The organism is Bradyrhizobium sp. JR3.5 (assembly GCF_054057015.1).
In genome coordinates this window covers 707,243-729,525 of the sequence record NZ_JBSRYV010000001.1, presented here as the reverse complement: position 1 = coordinate 729,525, position 22,283 = coordinate 707,243, and the positions used below count along the sequence as shown (strand labels likewise).

At 62.3% G+C, this 22,283-nt stretch carries 18 protein-coding genes and 1 pseudogene; 11 read left to right on the top strand and 8 right to left on the bottom strand.

Features of this window, described 5'->3' with window-relative positions:
- Nucleotides 1-157: 157 nt before the first annotated feature.
- A complete protein-coding gene (locus tag ACVWW1_RS03500) occupies nucleotides 158-778 on the top strand; it encodes a GrlR family regulatory protein (RefSeq protein WP_456654873.1) in 621 nt (206 codons plus the stop codon).
- Nucleotides 779-1,035: 257 nt separating this feature from the next.
- On the top strand, nucleotides 1,036-2,034 hold the full coding sequence (locus tag ACVWW1_RS03495; protein ID WP_456654872.1) for a DUF1214 domain-containing protein: 999 nt from the start codon (nucleotides 1,036-1,038) through the stop codon (nucleotides 2,032-2,034).
- Between the two features lie 259 nt (nucleotides 2,035-2,293).
- Here the strand turns inward: ACVWW1_RS03495 and ACVWW1_RS03490 are convergent, their stop codons facing one another.
- From ACVWW1_RS03490 to ACVWW1_RS03480, 3 genes are all read right to left on the bottom strand, one after another.
- Nucleotides 2,294-3,016, bottom strand: a complete 723-nt coding sequence (locus ACVWW1_RS03490) for an LrgB family protein (protein WP_092117789.1) — start codon at nucleotides 3,014-3,016, stop codon at nucleotides 2,294-2,296.
- Nucleotides 2,998-3,468 (bottom strand): CidA/LrgA family protein, encoded by a 471-nt coding sequence (locus ACVWW1_RS03485; protein ID WP_456654871.1) that lies wholly within the window; start codon nucleotides 3,466-3,468, stop codon nucleotides 2,998-3,000. The genes ACVWW1_RS03490 and ACVWW1_RS03485 overlap by 19 nt, the downstream gene beginning before the upstream one ends.
- A 265-nt stretch (nucleotides 3,469-3,733) precedes the next feature.
- The gene (locus ACVWW1_RS03480) at nucleotides 3,734-3,922 is read right to left on the bottom strand and encodes a hypothetical protein (protein ID WP_456654870.1); all 189 of its coding nucleotides are present in this window, start codon (nucleotides 3,920-3,922) and stop codon (nucleotides 3,734-3,736) included.
- 216 nt (nucleotides 3,923-4,138) lie between these two features.
- On the opposite strand from ACVWW1_RS03480, the gene ACVWW1_RS03475 reads away from it, so the two are divergent.
- From ACVWW1_RS03475 to ACVWW1_RS03465, 3 genes are all read left to right on the top strand, one after another.
- Complete coding sequence (locus ACVWW1_RS03475) at nucleotides 4,139-4,411, top strand: hypothetical protein (protein WP_456654869.1); 273 nt, start codon at nucleotides 4,139-4,141, stop codon at nucleotides 4,409-4,411.
- A gap of 196 nt (nucleotides 4,412-4,607) precedes the next feature.
- Complete coding sequence (locus ACVWW1_RS03470; RefSeq protein WP_456654868.1) at nucleotides 4,608-5,363, top strand: substrate-binding domain-containing protein; 756 nt, start codon at nucleotides 4,608-4,610, stop codon at nucleotides 5,361-5,363.
- A 266-nt stretch (nucleotides 5,364-5,629) separates the two neighbouring features.
- On the top strand, nucleotides 5,630-8,086 hold the full coding sequence (locus tag ACVWW1_RS03465) for an arylsulfatase (RefSeq protein ID WP_456656611.1): 2,457 nt from the start codon (nucleotides 5,630-5,632) through the stop codon (nucleotides 8,084-8,086).
- A 559-nt stretch (nucleotides 8,087-8,645) separates the two neighbouring features.
- Here the strand turns inward: ACVWW1_RS03465 and ACVWW1_RS03460 are convergent.
- Both ACVWW1_RS03460 and ACVWW1_RS03455 read right to left on the bottom strand, forming a co-directional pair.
- Nucleotides 8,646-11,087 carry an EAL domain-containing protein gene (locus ACVWW1_RS03460; RefSeq protein WP_456654867.1) on the bottom strand — a complete coding sequence of 814 codons (2,442 nt, stop codon included), beginning with the start codon at nucleotides 11,085-11,087 and terminating at the stop codon, nucleotides 8,646-8,648.
- A 379-nt stretch (nucleotides 11,088-11,466) separates the two neighbouring features.
- Nucleotides 11,467-11,703, bottom strand: a complete 237-nt coding sequence (locus tag ACVWW1_RS03455; protein ID WP_456654866.1) for a DUF1127 domain-containing protein — start codon at nucleotides 11,701-11,703, stop codon at nucleotides 11,467-11,469.
- A 181-nt stretch (nucleotides 11,704-11,884) separates the two neighbouring features.
- On the opposite strand from ACVWW1_RS03455, the pseudogene ACVWW1_RS03450 reads away from it, so the two are divergent.
- Nucleotides 11,885-13,229: pseudogene (locus tag ACVWW1_RS03450) on the top strand (aminotransferase-like domain-containing protein).
- 38 nt (nucleotides 13,230-13,267) lie between these two features.
- Here the strand turns inward: ACVWW1_RS03450 and ACVWW1_RS03445 are convergent.
- On the bottom strand, nucleotides 13,268-13,894 hold the full coding sequence (locus ACVWW1_RS03445) for a hypothetical protein (protein ID WP_456654865.1): 627 nt from the start codon (nucleotides 13,892-13,894) through the stop codon (nucleotides 13,268-13,270).
- 71 nt (nucleotides 13,895-13,965) lie between these two features.
- On the opposite strand from ACVWW1_RS03445, the gene ACVWW1_RS03440 reads away from it, so the two are divergent.
- Nucleotides 13,966-14,400 carry a hypothetical protein gene (locus ACVWW1_RS03440; RefSeq protein WP_176530199.1) on the top strand — a complete coding sequence of 145 codons (435 nt, stop codon included), beginning with the start codon at nucleotides 13,966-13,968 and terminating at the stop codon, nucleotides 14,398-14,400.
- Between the two features lie 61 nt (nucleotides 14,401-14,461).
- Nucleotides 14,462-15,811 carry an IS701 family transposase gene (locus ACVWW1_RS03435; protein WP_456654864.1) on the top strand — a complete coding sequence of 450 codons (1,350 nt, stop codon included), beginning with the start codon at nucleotides 14,462-14,464 and terminating at the stop codon, nucleotides 15,809-15,811.
- Nucleotides 15,812-15,986: 175 nt separating this feature from the next.
- Here the strand turns inward: ACVWW1_RS03435 and ACVWW1_RS03430 are convergent, their stop codons facing one another.
- Entirely contained in the window at nucleotides 15,987-16,796 is an 810-nt protein-coding gene (locus ACVWW1_RS03430) for an IclR family transcriptional regulator domain-containing protein (RefSeq protein WP_456654863.1), read from the bottom strand.
- 155 nt (nucleotides 16,797-16,951) lie between these two features.
- Here ACVWW1_RS03430 and ACVWW1_RS03425 point away from each other — a divergent pair, with 155 nt between their 5' ends.
- Nucleotides 16,952-17,935 carry a Bug family tripartite tricarboxylate transporter substrate binding protein gene (locus tag ACVWW1_RS03425; RefSeq protein WP_456654862.1) on the top strand — a complete coding sequence of 328 codons (984 nt, stop codon included), beginning with the start codon at nucleotides 16,952-16,954 and terminating at the stop codon, nucleotides 17,933-17,935.
- A 17-nt stretch (nucleotides 17,936-17,952) separates the two neighbouring features.
- Nucleotides 17,953-18,882 carry an MBL fold metallo-hydrolase gene (locus tag ACVWW1_RS03420; RefSeq protein WP_456654861.1) on the top strand — a complete coding sequence of 310 codons (930 nt, stop codon included), beginning with the start codon at nucleotides 17,953-17,955 and terminating at the stop codon, nucleotides 18,880-18,882.
- 204 nt (nucleotides 18,883-19,086) lie between these two features.
- Here ACVWW1_RS03420 and ACVWW1_RS03415 read toward each other — a convergent pair whose 3' ends face one another.
- Nucleotides 19,087-20,505, bottom strand: coding sequence for an MFS transporter (locus ACVWW1_RS03415; RefSeq protein WP_456654860.1), 1,419 nt, complete (start codon nucleotides 20,503-20,505; stop codon nucleotides 19,087-19,089).
- 609 nt (nucleotides 20,506-21,114) lie between these two features.
- On the opposite strand from ACVWW1_RS03415, the gene ACVWW1_RS03410 reads away from it, so the two are divergent.
- The gene (locus ACVWW1_RS03410) at nucleotides 21,115-22,191 is read left to right on the top strand and encodes a lysylphosphatidylglycerol synthase transmembrane domain-containing protein (RefSeq protein ID WP_456654859.1); all 1,077 of its coding nucleotides are present in this window, start codon (nucleotides 21,115-21,117) and stop codon (nucleotides 22,189-22,191) included.
- Nucleotides 22,192-22,283 lie beyond the last annotated feature (92 nt).

The following is a 22,283-nucleotide window of genomic DNA, read 5'->3' as shown; positions in this document are numbered from 1 at the left end:
CCCAGGCGCGATGAAATCGGTCTTATGGCGTGGCGGAGAGAACAGCCCGCAGGCCAGGATTTCGGCCGGAGCGGAAATGCTGAAGGGACTTTACAAGGTCGAGATGCATACGGTGCACGGTTCCCGCCGTGGCGTCCTCTATTTCTATGACGGCAAGATGATGGGCGGCAGTTCGGCCTTCGCATTCATCGGCACCTTCAAGGAGTCTGCTGGCGGCGAGATATTGGCTGACATGTTGACGTTGCGCCACAACAAGGATCCGAACTTCCAACCCTTATTAAAGACTGACATCGTCACGCTGACGCTCAAGGGTCGGCAGCAGGGCGAGCAATATTATTTTGAAGGTGGCGCGCCGCAATTACCTGGCGTTGCCTTCTACGCGTTGATGACCCCCATCAGCGAGGAGGCCGCACCGCCCATCACGCCAGTCGGACAAGGCGGCATCAGCAACGGCCTCTATTCCATCCACATTCGGATGCTTGATGGTATCGATGGCGGCAATACCGGCGTCATGATGCTGCACGACGGCCGGATTCACGGTGGCGACGCGTTTTTCGATTACATCGGCGCCTACACCAGTGCGAACGGCCGGTGGAAGGGAGAACTCGTCAATCACGAGCACACGCCAAGCGTGGGCGAGCGGCCGCTGTTCGGCGGCTACGAGGTCGGCATCGGCTTTTCTGGCACCTACACCGATGAAGGCGCGATCGCGGAAGCGACTGCGCTTGTCGGCAAGCGCAGCGTTCGCTTCAGCGCGGTACTGAAGAAGTTCGCATAGGCGCGTGCGCCTAATCCCGCCCGCTCACTGGCAGCATCATCTTGAATAGTGCTCCTGGCCTGTCGAATGTCTGGTGTAGGTGGCGCGTTTCGACTTCCGAGTTTGACCCTGAACCGACTAGCGGCGGATTAATAGTTCGCACGCGGACAATGTTGTCTAAGTCTAATTGCTAAGAGACGCGAGCAATAGCCTTTTTGACTTGGCTCAACGGTCAACCGCGCCAAAATGCCAAAGGACAGCCTAAATGGAGAGCCGCTATGAAGCATCTGGCGACGATAGTCGGCACGTTATTGGTCTTGTCCCAGACCTCATTTGCCGCCGAACAGGTCACGGTTGACAATTTCAACCGAGTTGAGACCGATTTCTACTTCAAGCTTCGGGCCGACGCCGGATGCTTGGGCGTGCTGTGCCACGATAGAGGGCCAAAGCCGATCGATAAACAGGATATTGTCAGATTGAACCGTGATACGCCCTATAGTGGTGGTGTGTTTGACTTGAATTCGCCGGTCACAATTGAATTGCCGGAAGCGGGCGCCCGGTTTCGATCGTTGGTGGTCATCAACGAAGACCATTACATCAAACTGGTCTCTTATAAGGCTGGTAAGATCACGCTTACTCGCGACAAGATCGGCACTCGGTATGCTGCGGTCGCCATCCGCACGTTCATGGACCCGAACAGCCCCGCTGATCTGGAAGCCGGAAGGAAACTCCAAGACGCCATCAAGGTTACGCAGGGCGACCGAGGAAAACTCGACCTGCCAGACTGGGACCAAACGCAGCGCAAGGGCCTTCACGATGCATTGCTTGGCCTTATGCGATTTGTGCCCGATAGTCGCCGCGTGTTCGGTGACAGAGGTGACGTTGACGAGGTGCGCCACCTTGCCGGAACTGCCGCAGGCTGGGGTGGCAACCGCGAGCAAGATGCATTGTACATAAGCGTAAACCCAAAGGAGAACGATGGGCAGAAAGCATACACGCTGACCGTGAAGGATGTGCCCGTCGATGGATTCTGGTCGATCACGGTCTACAATTCAAAGGGGCTCTATGAGGCTCCCGAAGACGCAATCTCGGTCAACAACGTAACGGCGCAGAAGGATAAGGACGGGCAGATCACAATTCACTTCGGCGGCGACCCAAAGGCGTCGAACTATCTTCACATCATGCCCGGCTGGAACTACACCGCTCGTCTGTACCGACCGCGCGCCGACATCCTGAACGGAAAATGGAAATTTCCAGAAGCGCAGCTGACCAATTGAATTGACGGAAACGGTTGCTGTTTGTTAGTGGCAAGTCGCCTCCTGGCCCTTCTCGGAAGTGCCGCGCTGGCTATTGAAGGTCCGGTGCCGGGAGTGAAGCGGACGTCGCGATCGCGCGTTCCGACTTCCGAGTTTGGGCCCACAGCAGAAGTCGCCTTTTCAGGCGGTACCTAACATGCAGGAGGCAGTCCTAACTCAAACAACAGAAAAACGACTGTGTCAGATATATTGGCGTCTATCCCGGTCGTTGGTCGACAATTCAGAACAGCCGAAAGATCAATGGAAGCAGGATGGCCGTGAGTACGCCATTTAAGCCCATCCCGAGCCCGGAAAAGGCACCAGCGACCTCGTTGATCTGGAGTGCCCGCGCGGTTCCGATTCCGTGGGAGGCAATGCCCATGGTCAGGCCAACGACACGCGGATCGTCAACACGAGCAAGGCGCGCGATAAGGGGGCCGAGGACAGCTCCGGTAATGCCGGTCATGATCACAAGCACAATCGTAAGCGTTTGCAGACCACCGATCTGCTCGGAAATGCCGACCGCAATTCCGGCCGTGACCGACTTGGGCGCCAAGGAAAGGATGGTCTGCGACCTTGCCCCCATCACCCAGGCAATGCCGACAGCGCTCAGGACCCCAACGGGCAACCCGACACCCAGTCCGACCGCGATCAACCGTGCGGAAGCGCGGATCACGGCCCGCTGACGAAATAGCGGTACGGCCAACAGAACGACCGCAGGCCCCAACATAAAGTGTATCGGATCAGCGCCGCGCAAATACGTCTTGTAAGGGATATGTGTCGCTTCGAGGCCGAGCGAAATGAGGACGATCGCCAGAAGGGTCGGGTTGAGCAACGGGTGATTGCCGCCGAGGCGCGATATGCGAGTTGCTGCCAAGAAAGCGAATACGGTCGCACCCGTTTCCAGGATCGGTTGGTCAGCCAGGCTGACCCAGGTCAAACTTGTCAGATCAAGCGTTGACATCGCGTGCTGCTCCCTCGACGCGTTCGGACCCGGGCTCTCGACTCATTGCAATCGTTCGGCCGAGCCGGTTCACAACAACCATCGTGACAAAAAGAGTAATGGCGGTACCTCCAATCACCGCGGCCAAAATTGGCGTTGCTTTCGGTCTTAAAGACATCCAAATAGGCGATCACGCCGACGCCTGCCGGCACAAACAACATGCCCAGAAACTGAAGCAGTCGGTCTGCAAGGATACCCAGATCATCGGGCAGCCGTCCCCGAACCACGAGTTCGGCATAGAGCAGAATGAGGCCGGTGACAGGCGCGGGAAGCGGCCACAAGCCAGACCTGGCGGCAATTTCACCCACGGAAAGCCACAAGAGTACGCGAGCAATCTGTTCAAGCATGGCAATCGTCTCCAAAATCATTTTGCGCGGAATAATTTGGTGGTCCGTCCATTCGCGGACCACCATGTGCCTTCACGGGCTCATGCCCAGAGCTGCTTCCGTTCGACGGAATCGGAACGGAGCTCTAGATTCCCGTTTGAAGCGTTTCTTCACGCGGGCCGGTATTCGCTTCGTTCGAAAACGCTTTAGTTGCGTGCGGCCATTTCCGACGAAAAATGGTGCCAGGAGTGTTCGGTTCGGTTTTCAGGCGAACCGATCAAGGTCCATACGCAGACCGCCGTGATGACGGATACAGCAAGGCACCACGTGGTCAGTCGCAGGCGATCATTGGTCACGGTAATGCCGTCGCAATCGCGAGCTCAGCTTGGGTGACACCCGACTGCTCCGCTGCCAAGTAGATCGCAGCGATCGCGATGAGCGCCAAAACCACGTATCCGACGGTGATCAAGCCGCCGTGATTGCCGACAGGCAATGTGGATCGAATCGTAGAGTGGGGAATTGCGGGAATTGCAATCTTCATGACAACCCTCCTGCAAATACTTCCATTCAATACGCAAGGCAGTATCGCCGGGCAGGCACAACGGCGCAGTGAAATCGTTCACAAGCGCGCCCGCACCAACAAGATTATTCGCCCTCGGGGATCCGGATGACAGCTGAATTTTTTCGCAGCACCTGCAACGGAGATAGGCAGCCCATTCGGGAAAGTATCTTGATCAGCTCCCACCGTGATCGACCGATGGCGAAATCACACGAGTACAGTACGCCCAATCTGTTCTTGGATAATTTCGCGGCTTTGGAAAAGTCGTTTCGTCCGGCGGGCGATTGTTTCGCCGATACCCAAGCCCCGCGAAACGCGTTCACGACATCGCGAACCGCGGCGCTGAATTTGTTCCTGAGCCGATGTCGCCTGGTGGCCCTTCTCGGAAGTGCCGCGCTGGCTATTGAAGGTCCGGTGCCGGGAGTGAAGCGGACGTCGCGATCGCGCGTTCCGACTTCCGAGTTTGACTGATGCACCCCTCGAAGGCGCCTCAGACCCTATCAATTGCACCGTTTGATCCGCTATTATCGTCCTGTTTGCCGAGGCGGTGGCGGGAGATCTTAGACGAACTGATCAAGACCCGTGGAGGCCGCAAAGCACAGATGCATTTGCGAGTTTGGCGTCATTGACGATCGCGGTTCAGCGTACCGCGATGAGAGGAGGCATCGTGGGCAAGTCTTCGGTCATTTTCGGCCTTGGATCGATCCTTATTCTGTTATCGGTAAGTGGCGCGCAAACTGCTGAACTTCAGATCATCGCGGGCGGCGGCATCGCGGGTGCCTTGGGCGTGATAGCCTCCCAGTTCGAGCGCGCTTCAGGCCACAAGATCGTTATTCGCTACGGCACGACCCCAGAATTAATCAAGATGGCCACGAGCGGCGGTCCGTTCGATCTTGGTGTCGTGCCTCAAGATGTCTGGAAAGACGCTGCCGCGCGGGCACAGGTCGCGCCAGGACCGACGCCCGACGTCGCCCGGGTGGGCATCGGCGTCGCGATCCGCGCGGGTGCGCCTAAACCCGACATTAGCACGCCGGAGGGACTCAAGCAGACGCTGCTCAAGGCGCAGTCTATCGCCTCCATACCGGCGAGCGCCACCGGCACCCAGCTTTCCAGCATATATGAGCGCCTTGGCATCACCGAAGAGATGAAAGCCAAGACCAAGGCGCAGCCAACGCCCGCGCTGATCGTCGAGGCGGTTGCCAACGGCGACGCCCAGCTCGCCGTATTCCTCCTTAACGTGCTGAACGATCCCCGCTTGGATGTGGTTGGCCCATTCCCGGCCGAAGTACAGCGGGAGGTCGTCTACGCGGCAGGTATCGCCGCGAACTGTAAAGAACCAGAAGCCGCCAAGGCGTTTGTGGCTTATTTGATGTCTCAGACGGCCATCGCGGTGATCAAGGCCAAAGGCTTGAGCCCCGGCTGACAGCGACGGTGTTGCCTGTTGGCCCCTTTCGGACCTCATCGCGCGGTCTGCGGATGTCTGCTCACTCGAGTCTAGCGGACTTCAGCGGAAGGCCCGCCAACTTCCGAGTGTGACCCGAAGCGGGCTTCGCCGCGTGGCATTCGATCATCACGCCGGATTGCATACCGCGTCGCAACGATTGGTCCAGGTTGATCTATATCAAAGGTGCTGAGCTCGACGAGAGCAATCTGCGTCTCTTTTCCGCAGATGCGCAGGAGTTTGCCGCCATGGACGTCATTCGCAGTGCGTTTGTCGGCTCCTGTCTTCTCGCCCTCGGTTGGGGCTCGGCTTCAGCTCAACAAGTCACGGATGTACCGGGTTCTCCCAGCGCCACAACCACGATCGACGGAAAGCAGCTGCCGCCGCCCGACCCGAAATTCGGCGGCATCATCAAGGAGAAAGCCTCCGACTCGACACCTTGGTGGGCTCCGCGCGTGGTGCCTCCGAAAGGCGCGCCAAACGTGCTGCTCATCATGACAGATGATCAGGGCTTCGGTGCGCCAAGCACATTCGGCGGCGTCATCCCCACGCCTGCCATGGATCGCATCGCAAAGGCCGGTCTGCGCTACACCAATTTTCATTCCGCCTCCCTGTGCTCGCCGACGCGGGCGGCCCTTATCACGGGGCGCAACCACCACTCCGTTGGCTTCGGAGTGGTTGGCGAAGTTTCGACGGGATTCCCCGGCTACGACTCGATTATCCCGATTGAAAAGGGCACCATCGGTACGACCCTGAAGGCCAACGGATATGCAACGTCGTGGTTCGGCAAGGACCACAACACACCGTCCTACCAATCGAGCCAAGCCGGGCCCTTCAATCAATGGCCGAATGGCATGGGGTTCGACTATTTCTACGGTTTCGTCGGCGGCGACGCCAGCCAGTGGCAACCGAACCTGTTTCGCAACACGACAGCGATCTATCCGTTCGAAGGTAACGCCAAGTGGAATCTGGAAACGGCGATGGCGGACGATGCCATCCAGCATATGAAGCAGCTCAAGGAGATCGCGCCCGACAAACCTTTCTTTGTCTACTACGTGCCGGGCGCCACCCATGCGCCGCATCATCCGACGCCGGAATGGATCAAGAAGATCGGCGATATGCACTTGTTCGACGAGGGTTGGAACAAGGTGCGCGAGACCATCTTCGCCAACCAAAAGCGATTGGGCATCATGCCCGAGAACGCCAAGCTGACCCCGTGGCCAAAAGAATTGCCGCAGTGGGATTCTCTCGGCTTTGAGGAGAAGAAACTCTTCATCAAGCAAGCTGATGTCTATGGTGCTTATCTGGCCTATGCCGATCATGAAATCGGTCGTGTCATTCAAGCCGTTGAAGACCTCGGCGAACTGGACAACACCCTGATCATCTATATCGGCGGCGACAATGGCGCGAGCGCCGAAGGTATGATCAACGGCACGCCGAATGAATTCACTACGTTTAATGGCGTTGCGGTGCCAGTGAAGGACCAGCTTCTCTGGTACGAGTTCTGGGGATCGGACAGGACATTCCCGCACTTTGCGGCCCCGTGGGCGTGGGCGATGGACACTCCGTTCAAGTGGGTAAAGCAGGTGCCGTCGCATTTCGGCGGCACGGCGCAGGGCATGGTGATGTCGTGGCCCGGCCACATCAATGATCTGGGCGGCATCCGGCGCCAATTTCACCACGTCATCGATATCGTGCCGACCGTCCTGGAGGCCACGGGCATTCCGCAACCAGACACGATCAACGGCATCAAGCAGATCCCCATCGAAGGGGTCAGCATGAAGTATACGTGGGACAAGGCGAGTGCCAACGCGCCCAGCCAACACACGACGCAATACTTCGAGATGCTTGGCAATCGGGCGATCTATCTGGACGGTTGGGTGGCCGCCACGACGCCCGCGACGCTCCCTTGGGAATTGAGCAACAAGACGCCGCCGGATGTGATCACCGGCTACAATTGGGAACTCTACAACGTGCAGGAGGATCCGACCCAGTTCAACGATCTGGCCGCCAAGATGCCGGACAAGCTCAAGCAGATGCAGGACCTATTCTACTCCGAGGCGAAGAAATACAACGTGCTGCCGCTCGACAACTCGACGCTTGCGCGCTGGAACGCGCCGCGCCCAAATCTCACGGCGGGACGAACGGTCTTCACCTATTCGGGCGAATTGAGTGGTGTGCCCGCAAGTGCGGCACCGAGCATCCTGGGCAAGTCCTACACCATCACGGCTGAGGTCACGATCCCAGAGGGCGGCGCAGAAGGCATGATCGTCACCGAGGGCGGGCGCTTCGGCGGCTATGGCCTGTTCCTGAGCAAGGGCGAAGCCGGCATTGGCCGCGGCAAGGCGGTGTTCCTCTACAACCTGCTCGACCTCAAGCGCACCATGTGGGAAGGGCCGGAATTAAGCGCAGGCAAGCACATCATCGTCTTCGACTTTAAATGCGATGGTCCAGGGTTAGGCAAGGGCGGGACCGGCGTACTGTCCGTGGACGGAAAGGAAGTGGCCAGGGAAACCATGAAGAATACCATCCCCGTCACCTTCCCGGAGGACGAAACTTTCGATGTCGGCTTGGACACCCGCTCCGGCGTCGCAATGATCGAGTACCGCTACGAACCACCATTCAAGTTCACCGGCAAGATCGACAAGCTCACCTTCAAGCTCGAACCGTTCACACCGGAACAAGAGGCCAAGGCAAAGCCGTAACAGCGCCGATCATTGCTTGTTGCCTCGCACGGCGGGCGAAACGATGAAGAAAGCTCTGACTTTCGCCGCTGTCGCCGAGGCCTCTACCGGGCTGGCATTATTGATCGCCCCTGCGCTGGTCGGGCAGTTGTTGCTGGGTGAACGGCTAACAGGCCTCGCAGTACCTGTTGCGCGCGTTGCAGGCCTTGCCTTGGTCGCTTTGGGGATCGCGTGCTGGCCAGGGCCGCCGCCCGCCGGGATGTTGAGCTATAGCCTGTTAGTCGGATTGTACCTTGGATACCTTGGCTTAGTAGGAGGAGCGACCGGCCTTTTGCTGTGGCCCGCCGTCGCTCTTCACTTGCTCCTTGCCGCGCTCCTAAGTCGGGCGACCAAATGACTGCATCTCGCCCTTCTCGAACCTCCGGCGAGGTCCGCCTTATCGCCGCTGTCAGGGCGAGTGCGGACATCAAGCGTCCCCTCATCCAACTCCGATTGAAGAGTACACGGCTTAGCTAATTCGTCAGTTGCGATCATCGAGGCAAAGCCACGGGCAAAACAATGCTGCCAAAGCGGTGTTCGCCTAAAGGCGATTGCGTTTTTTCTGGATCCGGCACGCCTCGCGCTCGATGCTGGCCGCCACCAGCGGCGCCTTGTCGGCGGTGACGGGCGGGGAAAACACGAAGCCCTGCACCAGATCGCAATCGAGCCCGCCGAGCACGTCCACTTCGGCCGGCAATTCGGCTCCCTCCGCCACGACAGTCATGCCCAGCCCGTGCGATAGGGCGATGATGCCGCCGAGCAGCTTGCGCTTCTCCGGCGCGCTGGAAATGCCGTCCACGAAGGCGCGGTCCACCTTCAGCCAGTGGAACGGCAGGCGCGTGAGATAGCCGAGCGAGGAATAGCCCGAGCCGAAATCGTCCAGCGCCAGCCGGACGCCGAGACCGGAGAGCGCCGTCAGCGTGCGGCTGATCCGCTGCTCGGTATGATCCACGAACAGGCTTTCGGTCAGCTCCAGGCAGAGCAGCTTCGCCGGAAAGCCGGTCTCCGCCAGCACAGCCGCGACGGCCGCATCGAAATCCACGTTCCAGATCTGCGCCGGCGAGACGTTGACCGAGACGGAGCGCGGCGGCAACCCGGCATCGAGCCAGGCGCGGCCCTGTCGGCAGGCCTCGCGCAGCACCCACAGGCCGAGATCGACGATGAGCCCGGAGCTTTCGGCGATCGGGATGAACTCCGCCGGAGAGATTGGTCCGCGCTCGGGATGGGTCCAGCGCAGCAGCGCCTCGAAGCTGGTGACGCGGCCGGTCCTCAGGTCCACTTGCGGCTGGTAATGCGCCTGAAGGGTGCCGGCCTCAACCGCGTGGCGCAGATGCCGGCCGAGATCGAGCCTTTGATCGACTGCCTGGGCATAGACCGGCTCGAACAGTTGCGCCCGGCCGCGCCCGGCCTCCTTGGCCATATAGAGCGCCAGGTCCGCATTGCGCACGGCGGTCTCCGCCGTCGCCCCATGCTCCGGCAGGCGGGCGATGCCGATGGTGGCGCCGACGAAGGCCTCGCCCTCGGCGAGATCGACGGGGACGGACAGCTTGCCGATGAGCCGATCGGCAAGCCCGGTCAGCGCGACGTCGGACATGCCGCGTCCCTCCGCCAGCACGGCGAATTCGTCGCCGCCGAGCCGGGCGATGAAGGCGCGCGGCCCCAGTTCCTGCCGCAGCGCAGCCGCTACCTGGATCAGCAATTTGTCGCCGGCGGCATGGCCGAGGGAATCATTGACCTCCTTGAAGCGATCGAGATCAATGAGCAGCAGCGCGGCGCCCCGGTCTTGCCGGGCGCAGCCTTCGATCAGGGCGGCGAGCTGGCGCGTGAACAGCGCGCGATTGGCGAGCCCGGTCAAAGGGTCGGTATAGGCGAGCTGCTCGAGTTGTCGCTCGGCCTCCTTGCGCTCGGTGACGTCCTGCACGGTGCCGATGATGCCGATGACCTTGTCGTGGGCAACCTCCGCCTTGCAGATGACAGCCAGATCGCGGGCCGTGCCGTCCGCGTGCAGGATGCGCAGGTCGGTGGCCTCGGTCCTTCGGGTGCGGACGACCCTCCTCTGCAGGTCCTTGAAGCGGTCGGCGTCGCCGTCCACGAAATAGGGCCTCATGCTCTCATCGGTCGGCTCGAACGTGTCGGGGCCGAAGCCGAGAAGCTGGTAGAGTTCGGGCGCCCAGGTCGTACGGCCGGTGTCCAGGCGGTAGCTCCAGGTGCCGATCTTGCCGAGCCGATGGGCCTCCTCCAGCGCTCGCGTGCGCTGGTCGAGCAAAGCCTTGGCCGCCCTGAGCTGGGTGATGTCGCTGGACGTGCCGCGATAGCCGAGAAAGGTGCCATCATCGGCGTAGATGGGCTTGCCGCTGGTGCAGATGCTGACGCGCGACCCGTCCTCGCCGATCAGCGTATAGGTGAAGTCGCGAAAAGGGCGATGGGCCTCCATGTCGGCCCGGTGCCGCGCCATGGCCTCCCCGTCCTCGGGCGCATAAGTCAGTTCCCAGCGCGCCTTGCCGCCGGACGCCACGGTCTGGAAGGCCGCATTGCCGGCCAGCGATTTGGGATAGGGCAGCAGCCGGTGGGCCGCGTCGCTCTCCCAGCACCAGTCCGAGGCGGTCGAGACAAAATCGGCCAGCCGTTGCTCGCTCTCCGTCAGGCGCCGCAGCGCGGAAGTCTCCTCGGTGACGTCGCGGACAATGCCCGACACGCGCCGGACCTGACCGCGCGCGTCGAATTCCGGCTCGCCATGCACCACGCAGTCGAGCAGGCGGCCATCGGAACTGCGGAGCCTCGTCCGCACCGCATAGGGCCGCCCCTCCGCCCAGCAGGCCGCGTAATGCGCCTCCAGAACCTTCCGGCTTTCAGGCAGATAGCGCTCGCGCACCGTGGCGATGGGAATGAAGCCGTCGACCGTTTCGAATTCGTAGAAGGCGGCGAGCTCGGGCGATATCCAGAAATCGGTCGCCGCGGCACTCTGCGACTCCCAGTAGCCCATGCGGGCCAATCTGATGGCGCACCGCAGCGATCGCTCCTCATGCCAGCGGCGGCGCGCTTCCCGGGTCGGGGGACCTGCCCTTGCGACAATCTGCGAGCGGCCATCGGTCCCCAACTACAACGCTAGCGTACGCAACTAATACGCTAGCATAGAGCGCCACAACCTTGGAGCGACGGCGGCGACAAACCGGGGTTCTTCTGCATCTTTGGTGTAGTTTCGGTGAATTCTGCAACCGGCACCAACTGTCCGGACGCGACCCAATCTGAACAGTTCTTCGCCACGCTCAAACACTGGTTGGTTAAAGCCGCGCAGCGAGCCATCGCGGCCGTCTGCGATGCGACCGCTCCGATCACGCGAAGCCGTCGCACCACGCTTCTGTTCAGCGGATCCGCACCAGCTCCATATCGAGGTCGCCGGCGACGGCGGGCTCGATCTGGCAGCGCGAGATTCCGATATCGCGCAGGGTCCGGTCATCGAGCTGGCGCAGCGTCTTGATCGCCTCCCGGCGCACCCAATAGGTCGCGAGTGCATCGCCCCACACTCGGAGCAATCGGAGCAATCCGCCCATCATGCTGGGCCGCGCGGGCGATGCGGCCGCTGAGTATATCGTCGTCATTGTCATCTCCTTCGATGCCCAAACGACAAAGCTATGCCGTTGACGCAAATGCCGTTTCGACACCTGCGCCGTCGTAACCTCGGATCGCTTGCGCGCTCCTCGGTGCAATCATGGGCTTGTTCGCTCTTAAATGATCCGGTACATTGCTCGGAGCAAGCAAAACATTGCTCTCGGTGCAATAATGTCGAGGTTCGAATATCTGAAGCTGGCGGATGCGGTCGCCGCCGAGATCGCCAGCGGCGCGCTGAAGGCGGGCGACCGCCTGCCGCCGCAACGCCATTTCGCCTATGACCGCAACATCGCGGTCTCCACTGCGAGCCGGGTCTACACCGAGCTGTTGCGGCGCGGGCTGGTGGTCGGTGAAGTCGGCCGCGGCACCTTCGTGTCCGGCGAAGCGCGCCGCGGCATCGCCGCTCCGACCGAACCACGCGGCGCCCGCATCGATCTCGAATTCAACTATCCGCTGCTGCCGCATCAGGCGACGATGATCGCCAAGAGCCTCGAAGGGCTGGAGCGGCCCGAGGTGCTCGAGGGCGCGCTGCGGCCGGCGACCAGTTTCGGCACGCGGGCGGCGCGCACGATCTCCGCGGAATTCCTCGCGCGCAAGAGCTGGGCGCCAAATCCCGACCAGATCGTGTTCACCGCCAATGGCCGGCAATGCATCGCCTCCGCGCTCGCCGCCGTCGTGCCGCCCGGCGGACGCTGCGGCGTCGAGGCGCTGACCTATCCGTTCGTGAAGGGCATTGCCGCACGGCTCGGCATCGCGCTGGTGCCGCTTGCGATGGACGAGCATGGCGTGCGCCCGGACGCAGTGCAGAAGGCGCACCGCGAGGCGCATCTGTCCGCGCTCTACATCCAGCCCACGATCCAGAACCCGCTCAGCATCACGATGCCGGCCGAGCGCCGCGCCGAGCTGTTGCGCGTGGTGGAGAAGCTCGGCCTCGTCGTCATCGAGGATTGGCGTCTACGGATTCCTCGACGACGAGGTGCCGCTGGCCGCGCTCGCGCCGGACAGCTGCATCGTGCTCGACAGTTTGTCGAAGAAGGTCGCGCCCGGCCTCGCGCTCGGCTTCATCGTCCCGCCGCCGCGGCTGCGCGAAAGCATCATGGCCGCGGTGCGCTCGGGCGGCTGGACGGCATCAGGCTACGCCTTCGCCGCCGGACAGCGGCTGATGGCCGACGGCACCGCCGCCGAACTGTCACGGCTGAAGCGGATCGACGCCGGCCGCCGCCAGCAGATCGCGGCCAAGCACCTGGCCGATTTCGAGATCCAGACCAACCCGAAATCCTATCATCTGTGGCTGACCTTGCCGCCGCACTGGCGCTCGCAGACCCTGGTCGCGGCCGCGGCACGACGCGACATCGCGCTGACGCCGTCGACCACCTTCGCCGCCACGCCGGGACACGCGCCCAATGCGGTGCGGCTTGCGCTCGCCGCGCCGCCGATGGAGCAACTCGACCTCGGCCTGCGGACGTTGGCGGGAATGCTGAGCGCGACCGAGGAGGATTTTGATTCGACGGAATGACATCGCGTCTGCACTGCGACGTACCGGCCTTCTTCCATTCATTGCGCTTGATTGCGAACCGGCTTCGGCAAAAGCCCATCGGGCAATTGATCGAAGCGGTAGCGCCGCGGGCGGTTGCGGGTGACGAAGCCGCCGACCTGCCAGGTGAACAGCGCGGCAAAGCCGACCAGGAACAGCGCGCCCATCCAGTTCGCAGCCAGCAGCGCCATCACCAGCAATCCGGTCATTGCCACCGCAAGGCACGCCAGCAGCGCCAGCGCCGCGGTGTATGTCTTCGGCCCGAGGCCTCCGACGAGCCTGGCCGTGCTGCCCGCCGCCTGCATCCGGCGATGCAGCTCGACGATGAAGTCGCGGTAGAGATGTCCTTGCGGTGCGATGAGCGTCGCGGTCTGCCAGGTGGTCGACAGGATCGCGATCCGCCCGCCCTTGGCATTGTCGATGTCGGCGCGAAACCGCTGCTGCTGCATCGAGACCGGACGGTAGGACAGTTTGACGGCGGAGATGTCGCTGTAATCCCACACGCCCGACCTGCCGGCGATCCGCCACGACAGCCCGTCCCTGGTCAGTTCGAACTGGTGCGCCGAGCCGATCAATGAGGCCTTGTAGGCATAGCGCACCGGCGCGCCCTCGCCTGCCTCCGGCCGGTCCTGCAACGTTGTTGGCAATCCGCCGTTCCACCTGTTCAGACACCTCCGCGCGCTTGCATGGGATGTCACGCCTATCCTACAAGCGAGCCATGCCCGAGACGACCTATTTTCCGCGTTACCTCATCCTCGGCGGCGCGATGATATCCGGCGTGCTGCTGGCGCTTGCCGTGCACATGCTCGGCGCGCGCTACGGGCTCGATCTCGGCGGCCTGTGGCGCTCCGATAGCCACGAGTTCATGCCGGCTGGCGCGGCGATCGCCTGGTGGCTGATCGCGAGCGTCGGGTTTTCGGGCGGCTACTTCACTGCCAATCTGATGCACAGCGCGGTGGCCGGCCAGATCCCGCAGCGGATGCGCCAGTTCCTGATCGTGGTCGGCGTGCTGATGCTGGCCGGCGCCGGCCAGGCCGCGGCGGCGCCGAGCACGGTCTCGACCGTTTCCGCCGTGCTCGCCGGTCTCGCCGCGCTGTGCCTCGGCGCCGTGATGGCGTTTTGCGGCGCCTATTTTGCCCAGCGCAAGAGCTAGCACTACTTTGGCAGATTGTTGGTTTTGCCGCGCTTTATAGGATTCCCGAATCAATTTTTCAATGATTCATGGGTGGTCGGCTCTTGGAGGGCTGACCATGGCAGTATGGGAAGACGAGCTTGAACGCTGGCTGATGCCGTTCTTGAACCGGCTGGGTCATAAGACTCGGCAGCGGATGTGTCCTCTGTATGTTGCGGGACTGATCGGTCCTGGCGATCGCAAGAGTGTTCAGCCGATGGCGGAGCGCCTCGCCACGGGCAACTACGACCAGCTGCACCATTTCATTGCGGACGGTGTCTGGGACGCGACGCCGCTGGAGACGGAGTTGCTTAACCAGGCGGACCGACTTGTCGGCGGTAGCGATGCAGTGCTCGTTATTGATGACACGTCACTGCCGAAGAAGGGCGAACGCTCGGTTGGTGTTGCGGCTCAATACGCGTCGGCTCTTGGCAAAGCGGCAAATTGCCAAACGCTGGTGTCTTTGACGCTTGCGCGCGGTGAAGTGCCAGTGATGGTCGCGTTACGCCTCTTTCTGCCTGATAGTTGGACAAGCGACGTGTCTCGCTTGAAGCGCGCTCGCGTGCCAGTCGAACACCGAACGCCACGATCCAAGCCAGAAATTGCTTTGGCCGAGATCGACCGGGCGATGGCAGCCAACGTGCACTTTGGATGTGTGCTGGCGGATGCTGGATACGGACTTAGCGCACCGTTTCGACAAGGGCTAACGGAGCGCGGGCTGGCCTGGGCGGTCGGCATTCCTCGACACCTGAAGGTGTATCCGGTCGATGTGAAGCTCATTTGGCCGATGACCAAAGTCCGCGGGAAACCACGAAAGCACCACGTGCCCGATATCTTATCGATTGCGGCAGAACAAATGCTGGCCAGTGCCAAATGGAAAGCCGTGAGCTGGCGTAGCGGGACGAAAGGTCGGCTGAAAGCCCGATTTGCTGCTCTCCGTGTCCGCACCGCCGACGGCCCTCCTCAGCGGATTTGGGATAAGGGTCAGCAGCATCTCCCGGGCGACGAAGCTTGGCTCATTGGCGAGCAACGTGCCTCGGGGGAGAAGAAATACTATCTTGCCAATCTCCCTGCCGCGACGGATCTGCGCACACTGGCCGCCACCATCAAAGCAAGATGGATTTGTGAGCAGGCGCATCAGCAATTGAAGGAGGAGCTCGGACTTGATCACTTCGAGGGGCGATCATGGCAGGGTCTTCATCGCCACGCGCTGATGACAATGATCGCCTACGCCTTCCTGCAACATCGTCGCCTCGCACACGCGGGGCGGAAAAAAAAGAATCAACGGACCTCCGCCTCAGCCAACCATGCCCGCCGTACGTCACGCCATCGTCGATCTCATCCTTCGGCCGCCGTCTCAGCGGTGTCCATACTGCCGAAAACAAATCCTTGAAAAACACTGGCGCAAATAGATTCTGCCAAAGTAGTGCTAGGCCGTGAACCCATAAAACTTCCAGCTGGCTGGCTTGCCAGAGTCGGCTATTCCCCGATAGCGACTAAATTCGACAGTGCAGCGAAATGTCGCGAAGGGCCACATCCGGACTCGTGCACCGCAGCACAAGCCGACATCAGCGTCTTCTCCGATTTCGGACTGAACTGACAATTTCCCTCGCCGCGTCCTGAAGCTCGCCGAGATGCCGGGCCGCAAAGGCCTCGATGGAAAAGGCGGTCTTTAGCCAGAGCATGTTGATTGCGCCGAGGACCCGCTGCCCATCGCGCAGGGGAACCGCGATCGAGAACAGACCATCCGCATGCAGGGGACCACCATAGTAACCTCCGGTATGCGTGGGGTCGCGGGTGCCATAGCCGCGCGCGCGAACCTCGGCGAGGATGCTGCTCAAGCGCGCCGGCTCTCGCGCCAACCGATCCTCAGGCTTGCTGGAGCTGCGCAACAGATCGACAATGCGCTGTCGCTCCTTGACGGGACAATACGCGAGATAGGCGCGGCCGACTGCCGAATGCAGCCAGTTAACCGGCAACCCGATGCGCTCCTGCTGCAACAAGATCGGGCTTCGCGCCCGCGTTGTTTCCCGAATTTCCATGTGGTCACCCGCCGGCACCATCAGGTCGGAGGGCCAGGAAACCCGCTCGCACAGTCGCTCCAGGATCGGAGCCGCGGCTTCCGCGATGCGGTCGCGATGTTCTCGACGCGAAGGCGCATGCGAAAGCGTCGCGCCGATGCGGTAGCGGCCGTCGGCAAGCCGTCGCGTGACCAAGCCGGACCGGGCCAGCGTGTGGAGAGGGATACGGAGCAGGCTCGGCTTGGAGATGTTGGTGAAGACATGCAGTTCGTGCAGCGACGAGTCGGGCTGCATTTGCAGGGCCTGCAAAACGAGAAGGCCTCGCTCCAGGCTCTTGATGACTTTCGGACCCGCCATTGCCTGCTCGCTTCGTTTCACAATGTGGAATGTAGCGTTCCACAATGCGGAATGCACGTCGATTCTTCTGGCGAAACGCCACCGTCACGTTCAAAGGTAGGGTGCCTGCAGGTTGCGATTTGGAATCGAGATTTTCATCGTTGATGGAGACTTCCATGAGATCCCGCCTGTTTCACCGCATGACATCATTGTCCCTCGCGACGCTGGCCCTGCTCGCCTCGGGCCTGCAAGCATCCGCGCAAACATCCTTTCCGACCGGCACGGTACGCTTCGTGGCGCCGTTTTCGGCCAGCACGCCGCCCGACATCATCAGCCGCATCGTATCGAAGGAATTGACGGAATCGGAAGGCTGGCGGGTGATTGTCGAGAACCGGCCGGGCGGTATCACCACCATCGCGGCGACCGACGTCCTCACCCAGCCGGCGGACGGCAACAGCCTCTATGCGATGTCGGTGCCGTCGGCTGCGGCGCCGTCGCTGGTGCCGAACATCTCGTTCGATCTCGGCCGGGATTTCGACCCGGTCATCAAGGCGACGGTTTCCTACAACGTTCTGGTGGTGAATCCGTCGGTGCCAGCGAAGACAGTGGCGGAGCTGGTGACGCTGCTGAAAAGCCAGCCCGACAAGCTGACGTTCTCTTCGGGCGGGTTCGGCACGCCCGCGCATCTGATCGGCGAGCAATTCAAGCTGCAGACAGGCACGCGCGCCCAGCACGTTCCCTACGCGCAATTCCCGCAGGCGATCGGCGACCTGCTCAACGGCACCAACGCCTTCATGTTCATCACCATGTTGCCGGTGGTTGATCTGATCAAGACCGGAAAGCTGCGGGCGCTCGCGGTTACCGGTCCGAAGCGTGTGCCGATCCTGCCTGATGTGCCGACTATTGTCGAAGCCGGCTACCCTTCGCTGGTCGTCGAGGACTGGACCGGCTTCGCCGTCAGGCATGGCACTCCGAAGGAAGCAGTTGCGCGGCTCAATGCTGCGATCAACAAGGCGCTGCAGAAACCCTCGGTGCGCGAGGCGCTGGCAAAGATCGGTGCCGAGCCGGCAGGCGGCACGCCTGAGCAATTCGGCCGGCTGGTTGGCGATCAGGTCGCGCACTGGCACGATGTCGTAGCCGGAATGAAGGTCCAGCAATAGTGCCATCGGGTTTTCGCGTGACGCTGCTCGGGACGGGGACGCCGATCCCCCGCCCCGATCGCTTTGGGCCGAGCACGCTAATCGAGGCGGGCGAGCATACGATCCTGATCGATGCCGGCCGCGGCGCCGCTATGCGCTTGTTTCAGCTCGGCGTTCCAATCGGTCGGATCGATGCGCTGCTGCTCACGCATTTTCATTCCGATCACACGGTCGGCATTCCTGACCTCTGGCTGACGGGCTGGCTGAGCTCATATTTCGGCAACCGCCAGCGCCCATTCAACGTGATCGGCCCGCTTGGCACAGCCAAGCTGATGCACCACCTCGAAGCGGCCTACGCGCACGACATCGAGATCCGCGTCGAGGATGAGAAGCTGGCACGCGAGCATGTCGCGATCACGGTGAACGAGTTTGCGGAGGATGGCGTCGTCTATCAGACCGGCGATCTGCGCGTCATAGCCTTCACCGTCGATCATGGCGACGCCATCAAGCCGGCATATGGCTATCGTATCGAATATCGCGGCCGCATGGCCGTCATCTCCGGCGATACGCGCTACAACGCAAACGTGCTCCGAAACGGCGAGGGCGCTGACTTGCTGGTACATGAGGTCGCAATGGCGCCGCCGAAGCTTCTGGGTCAAGCCGACATCCAGCGCATCGTCAATCATCATACCTCGCCACAGGAAGCCGGACGCGTGTTCGCGAAGACGCGGCCTAAACTCGCCGTGTTCACGCATCTGGTCATGCTCGCCAGTGACTCCGTGCCGGCACCGAGCGTTGACGATCTGATCGCGGCAACCCGCGAGACTTATGCCGGACCGCTTGTTGTCGGCGAAGACCTGATGAGCTTCGAGATCGGCGAGACCGTTACGTTCAGAAATCCACCGCACTGGCGAGGAGGCAGATCACCCCGCCAAAGGCGACCAGCCGCCAATCATGCTCCAAGGTGAGACACGTTAGAACGCGATGCATATAGTTCCCCGTTATGGACCTATAAGAACGAGCCCATTCGTGTGGGGAATGGTAACCGCACCGCAGCAAGGTTCCACCCATGGGGAAGAAGCCTCGAGTGTGCGGCCGAAATCGCGCTGAGGGCCGCTACTTGGGTGACCTGCTCACGCAGGCGCCGGTGCAATGTCGCCGCTCGCTGGTTCTCACCGCTGCGTCTGCGATGATGCGCCGATCCAGATCAGCGCCGCGGCCGCAAGCAACACCGTGGCGGAGATCACGAGTGCCGCATGCAGGCCGGCGATGAAGGCCGCGGACCGGCCGACCATCGAGCCGAACAGCGCGACACCCAGCACGCTGCCGGTCTGCCGAGTCGCGTTCAGCACCCCGGCCGCGATCCCGGCATGCTGCGGCTCGGCACTGCCGAGCAGCGCCGATGTCAGCGGCGGCACCAGCAGGCCGAGGCCGCCGCTGATCGCCAGCAGTTGCAGGCAGATCGCGAGATAGCTCGCGGCCGGCCCGATGAACAGCAGTGCCAGGCATCCGACGGCCGAGAGCGCGGCACCGAGCGCGATCGCCGCCGGCGCGCCGATCCGCTCCGCGACATGCGGCGCGATCAGGTTGGCGGGCAGCACGGCGCCGAGCATCGGCACGAACGCCAGGCCGGTTGCAAACGCCGACAGCCCGTTGACTTGCTGGAAGTAGAGGCTGAGCACGAAGATCAGCCCGTAGAACGCAACGTTCACCAGCAGGCCGACCAGCGAGGTCAGGGCAAACATCCTGTTGCCGAACAGCGAGAGCGGCAGCATCGGCTGCGCCGTGCGCGCCTCATGCCAGACGAACAGCACGGAGAAGACGGCCGCCAGAGCGAAGCCTGCGACGACGAACGGGCTATCCCAGCCGAGCGCGCCGCCCTCGATGAGCGCGCCGGCCAGCGTGCCAAGCGCGGCGATCGCCGCAATTTGTCCCGGCAGATCGAGCCGGTGCTGGTGATGGCGCGTGGTTTCGCCGGCAAAGCGCCAGGCGAGCCACAGCCCGGCCAGGCCGATCGGCAGATTGACCAGGAAGATCGCGCGCCAGCCGACCAATGTGATCAGCCCGCCGCCGACGAACGGGCCTGCGGTCAGCGCAAGGCTCGCGCCCGCGGCCCAGACGCCGACCGCGCGTCCGCGCGCCTTCTCGTCCGCATAGGCGTGGCGGAGCAGCGCGAGCGAGTTCGGCACCAGGATGGCCGCGGCCAGCCCCTGCACGCAGCGCGCGGCGATCAGCGTCACGGCGTCAGGCGCGACGGCGCACCCAACCGACGCCGCGGTGAAGATGGCAAAGCCGGCCATGAAAACGCGCTTGGCGCCGATCCGGTCGCCGAGCGCGCCCGCGGTCAGGATGAAGGCGGCAAACGCGATGGTGTAGGCGCTGACAACCCATTGCAGCTCGGCAACGCCGCCGCCAAGCGAGCCGCCGATGGCGTTGAGCGCCGTGTTGACGATGGTGACGTCGAGCTGCACGACGCCGTAACCGAGGCTCATCGCGGCGAGCGTCAACGTCGCCGCAAGCCCGGTCGACGGCCGATGCGACGTCGCGCGCTGGTCCGGCCCGCGCCGGAGGTTCAGGGATGTCTGTTGCATGGTCTTGACCTCACTCTGCGCAACCAATGCGAGAGATAGGTCTTCGTTTCTCAATGATACTTCGCTGCGGATCGAAGTGTGGTATCGCCATGCCGGCCGGGGGGCAACGTCGTTGCGCGGCGTTTTGCCTCAATAGACCTACGGACCGCCCCCCGGGGCGCCTCATTCCGGCCCGAACGGCGGTCCACAGCCGGATCACGCAGATGCGCACATCGACTTCACGCTTTGGTAAACGCCGCAGCCGGCCCGGACGTCCCCCACGCTGATGCATATCGTCTATTCGCTCCGCTTCGAAGGCCCCGCAGTGGCGCTGCGACGACGGCAAAATCGGCCAAAATACCGACGAAATCGCCAGGAACGGCTGAAGGACGACGGAACATGCAGTGGTCCCGTCGCGGACGACGACCTAGCTGCGACTCACATTCCGCAGCGCGAGAACATATGTAGCCAGTATGACAACAACACTGGACGGGAGCCGAAGGTTGGCTTGTCAAGGGCTGCACAACGCATCGGTTTTGCCTTATGGGTCATCGCGTACGGTGCGTTTGCCCGTCACCCGTCGCCGTCCGTGACCGGGTCCCACTGAAATTGTCCCTGCCGGGAGGATGAATGCTTCGGCTGCTGACCACGCTTGGGCGTGGCTTCAAGGAAAAGATCGGCTGGAAACGGCTCGGGGTCGCTGCGAGCGTGCTCATCATCGCGTTCGCGGTCACGACGCTGGTCCACACCCTGAAGGGCGTCGACACCGGTATCATCCTCACCGCGCTGACCGACATCGCGCCGCACCGGATCGCGCTCGCGGCGCTCTGCGTGGTCGGGGCGTTCTGCACGCTGACCTTCTATGACTTCTTCGCGCTGCGTACGATCGGCAAGACCCACGTCCCCTACCGCATCGCAGCGCTGTCGAGTTTCACCAGCTACACGATCGGCCACAATATCGGCGCCACCGTCTTTACCGGCGGCGCGATCCGCTTCCGGATCTATTCCGACTACGGCCTCTCCGCGATCGACGTCGCCAAGATCTGCTTTCTCTCGGGCCTGACCTTCTGGCTCGGCAATCTGTTCGTGCTCGGCTTCGGCATGGCCTGGCACCCCGCGGCGGCATCGGCCATGGACCTGCTGCCGCCGGCGATGAACCGGCTGATCGCGCTCGGCTGCCTTGCCGGCATCGGTGCCTATTTCGTCTGGCTCCTGACCGGCGAGAAGCGCCGCGAGCTCGGCCAGAACGGCTGGAAGGTGGTGCTGCCCTCGGCCAAGCTGACGCTGCTGCAGATCATTATCGGCGTGGTCGATCTCGGCTTCTGCGCGCTCGCGATGTATCTCCTGATGCCGACCGAGCCGCATATCGACTTCGTCTCGCTGGCGGTGGTGTTCATCCTGGCGACGCTGCTCGGCTTTGCGAGCCACGCCCCCGGCTCGATCGGCGTGTTCGACGCTGCGATGCTGGTGGCGCTGCCGGAGTTCAGCAAGGAGCAATTGCTGGCGACGCTGGTCGTGTTCCGTATCCTCTATTTCCTGATCCCGTTCGGGATTTCGATCTCGATCATGGGCATGCGCGAGCTGTGGCTCAACGTGGTGCGGCCCTGGCAGGAACGAAAAAGACTCAGCCAAGCCTGCACGGCTTCGGCGACCGTGCGGCAACCGATCGAAAGCCGGCAGCAGCAGATCAGGCGGCTGAGACGGTAACAGCGAACGTTATCGGCCCCCCTCGCCCCGGTGTTTCGATCCCGGATTTTGGTCTCTGCCGCCGCTTCTCTTATTTTCGCCGTACCACTCGC

What these genes read in the sequence shown, in the direction of transcription:
- ACVWW1_RS03480 (WP_456654870.1), bottom strand. Translation starts at nt 3,922, where the DNA reads ATGAAGATTGCAATTCCCGCAATTCCCCACTCTACGATTCGATCCACA.
- ACVWW1_RS03440 (WP_176530199.1), top strand. Translation starts at nt 13,966, where the DNA reads ATGCCCGAGACGACCTATTTTCCGCGTTACCTCATCCTCGGCGGCGCG.
- ACVWW1_RS03425 (WP_456654862.1), top strand. Translation starts at nt 16,952, where the DNA reads ATGAGATCCCGCCTGTTTCACCGCATGACATCATTGTCCCTCGCGACG.
- ACVWW1_RS03490 (WP_092117789.1), bottom strand. Translation starts at nt 3,016, where the DNA reads ATGTCAACGCTTGATCTGACAAGTTTGACCTGGGTCAGCCTGGCTGAC.
- ACVWW1_RS03495 (WP_456654872.1), top strand. Translation starts at nt 1,036, where the DNA reads ATGAAGCATCTGGCGACGATAGTCGGCACGTTATTGGTCTTGTCCCAG.
- ACVWW1_RS03500 (WP_456654873.1), top strand. Translation starts at nt 158, where the DNA reads ATGATGGGCGGCAGTTCGGCCTTCGCATTCATCGGCACCTTCAAGGAG.
- ACVWW1_RS03460 (WP_456654867.1), bottom strand. Translation starts at nt 11,087, where the DNA reads ATGGGCTACTGGGAGTCGCAGAGTGCCGCGGCGACCGATTTCTGGATA.
- ACVWW1_RS03475 (WP_456654869.1), top strand. Translation starts at nt 4,139, where the DNA reads ATGGCGAAATCACACGAGTACAGTACGCCCAATCTGTTCTTGGATAAT.
- ACVWW1_RS03465 (WP_456656611.1), top strand. Translation starts at nt 5,630, where the DNA reads ATGGACGTCATTCGCAGTGCGTTTGTCGGCTCCTGTCTTCTCGCCCTC.
- ACVWW1_RS03435 (WP_456654864.1), top strand. Translation starts at nt 14,462, where the DNA reads ATGATTCATGGGTGGTCGGCTCTTGGAGGGCTGACCATGGCAGTATGG.
- ACVWW1_RS03455 (WP_456654866.1), bottom strand. Translation starts at nt 11,703, where the DNA reads ATGACGACGATATACTCAGCGGCCGCATCGCCCGCGCGGCCCAGCATG.
- ACVWW1_RS03415 (WP_456654860.1), bottom strand. Translation starts at nt 20,505, where the DNA reads ATGCAACAGACATCCCTGAACCTCCGGCGCGGGCCGGACCAGCGCGCG.
- ACVWW1_RS03430 (WP_456654863.1), bottom strand. Translation starts at nt 16,796, where the DNA reads ATGGCGGGTCCGAAAGTCATCAAGAGCCTGGAGCGAGGCCTTCTCGTT.
- ACVWW1_RS03410 (WP_456654859.1), top strand. Translation starts at nt 21,115, where the DNA reads ATGCTTCGGCTGCTGACCACGCTTGGGCGTGGCTTCAAGGAAAAGATC.
- ACVWW1_RS03485 (WP_456654871.1), bottom strand. Translation starts at nt 3,468, where the DNA reads ATGGTGGTCCGCGAATGGACGGACCACCAAATTATTCCGCGCAAAATG.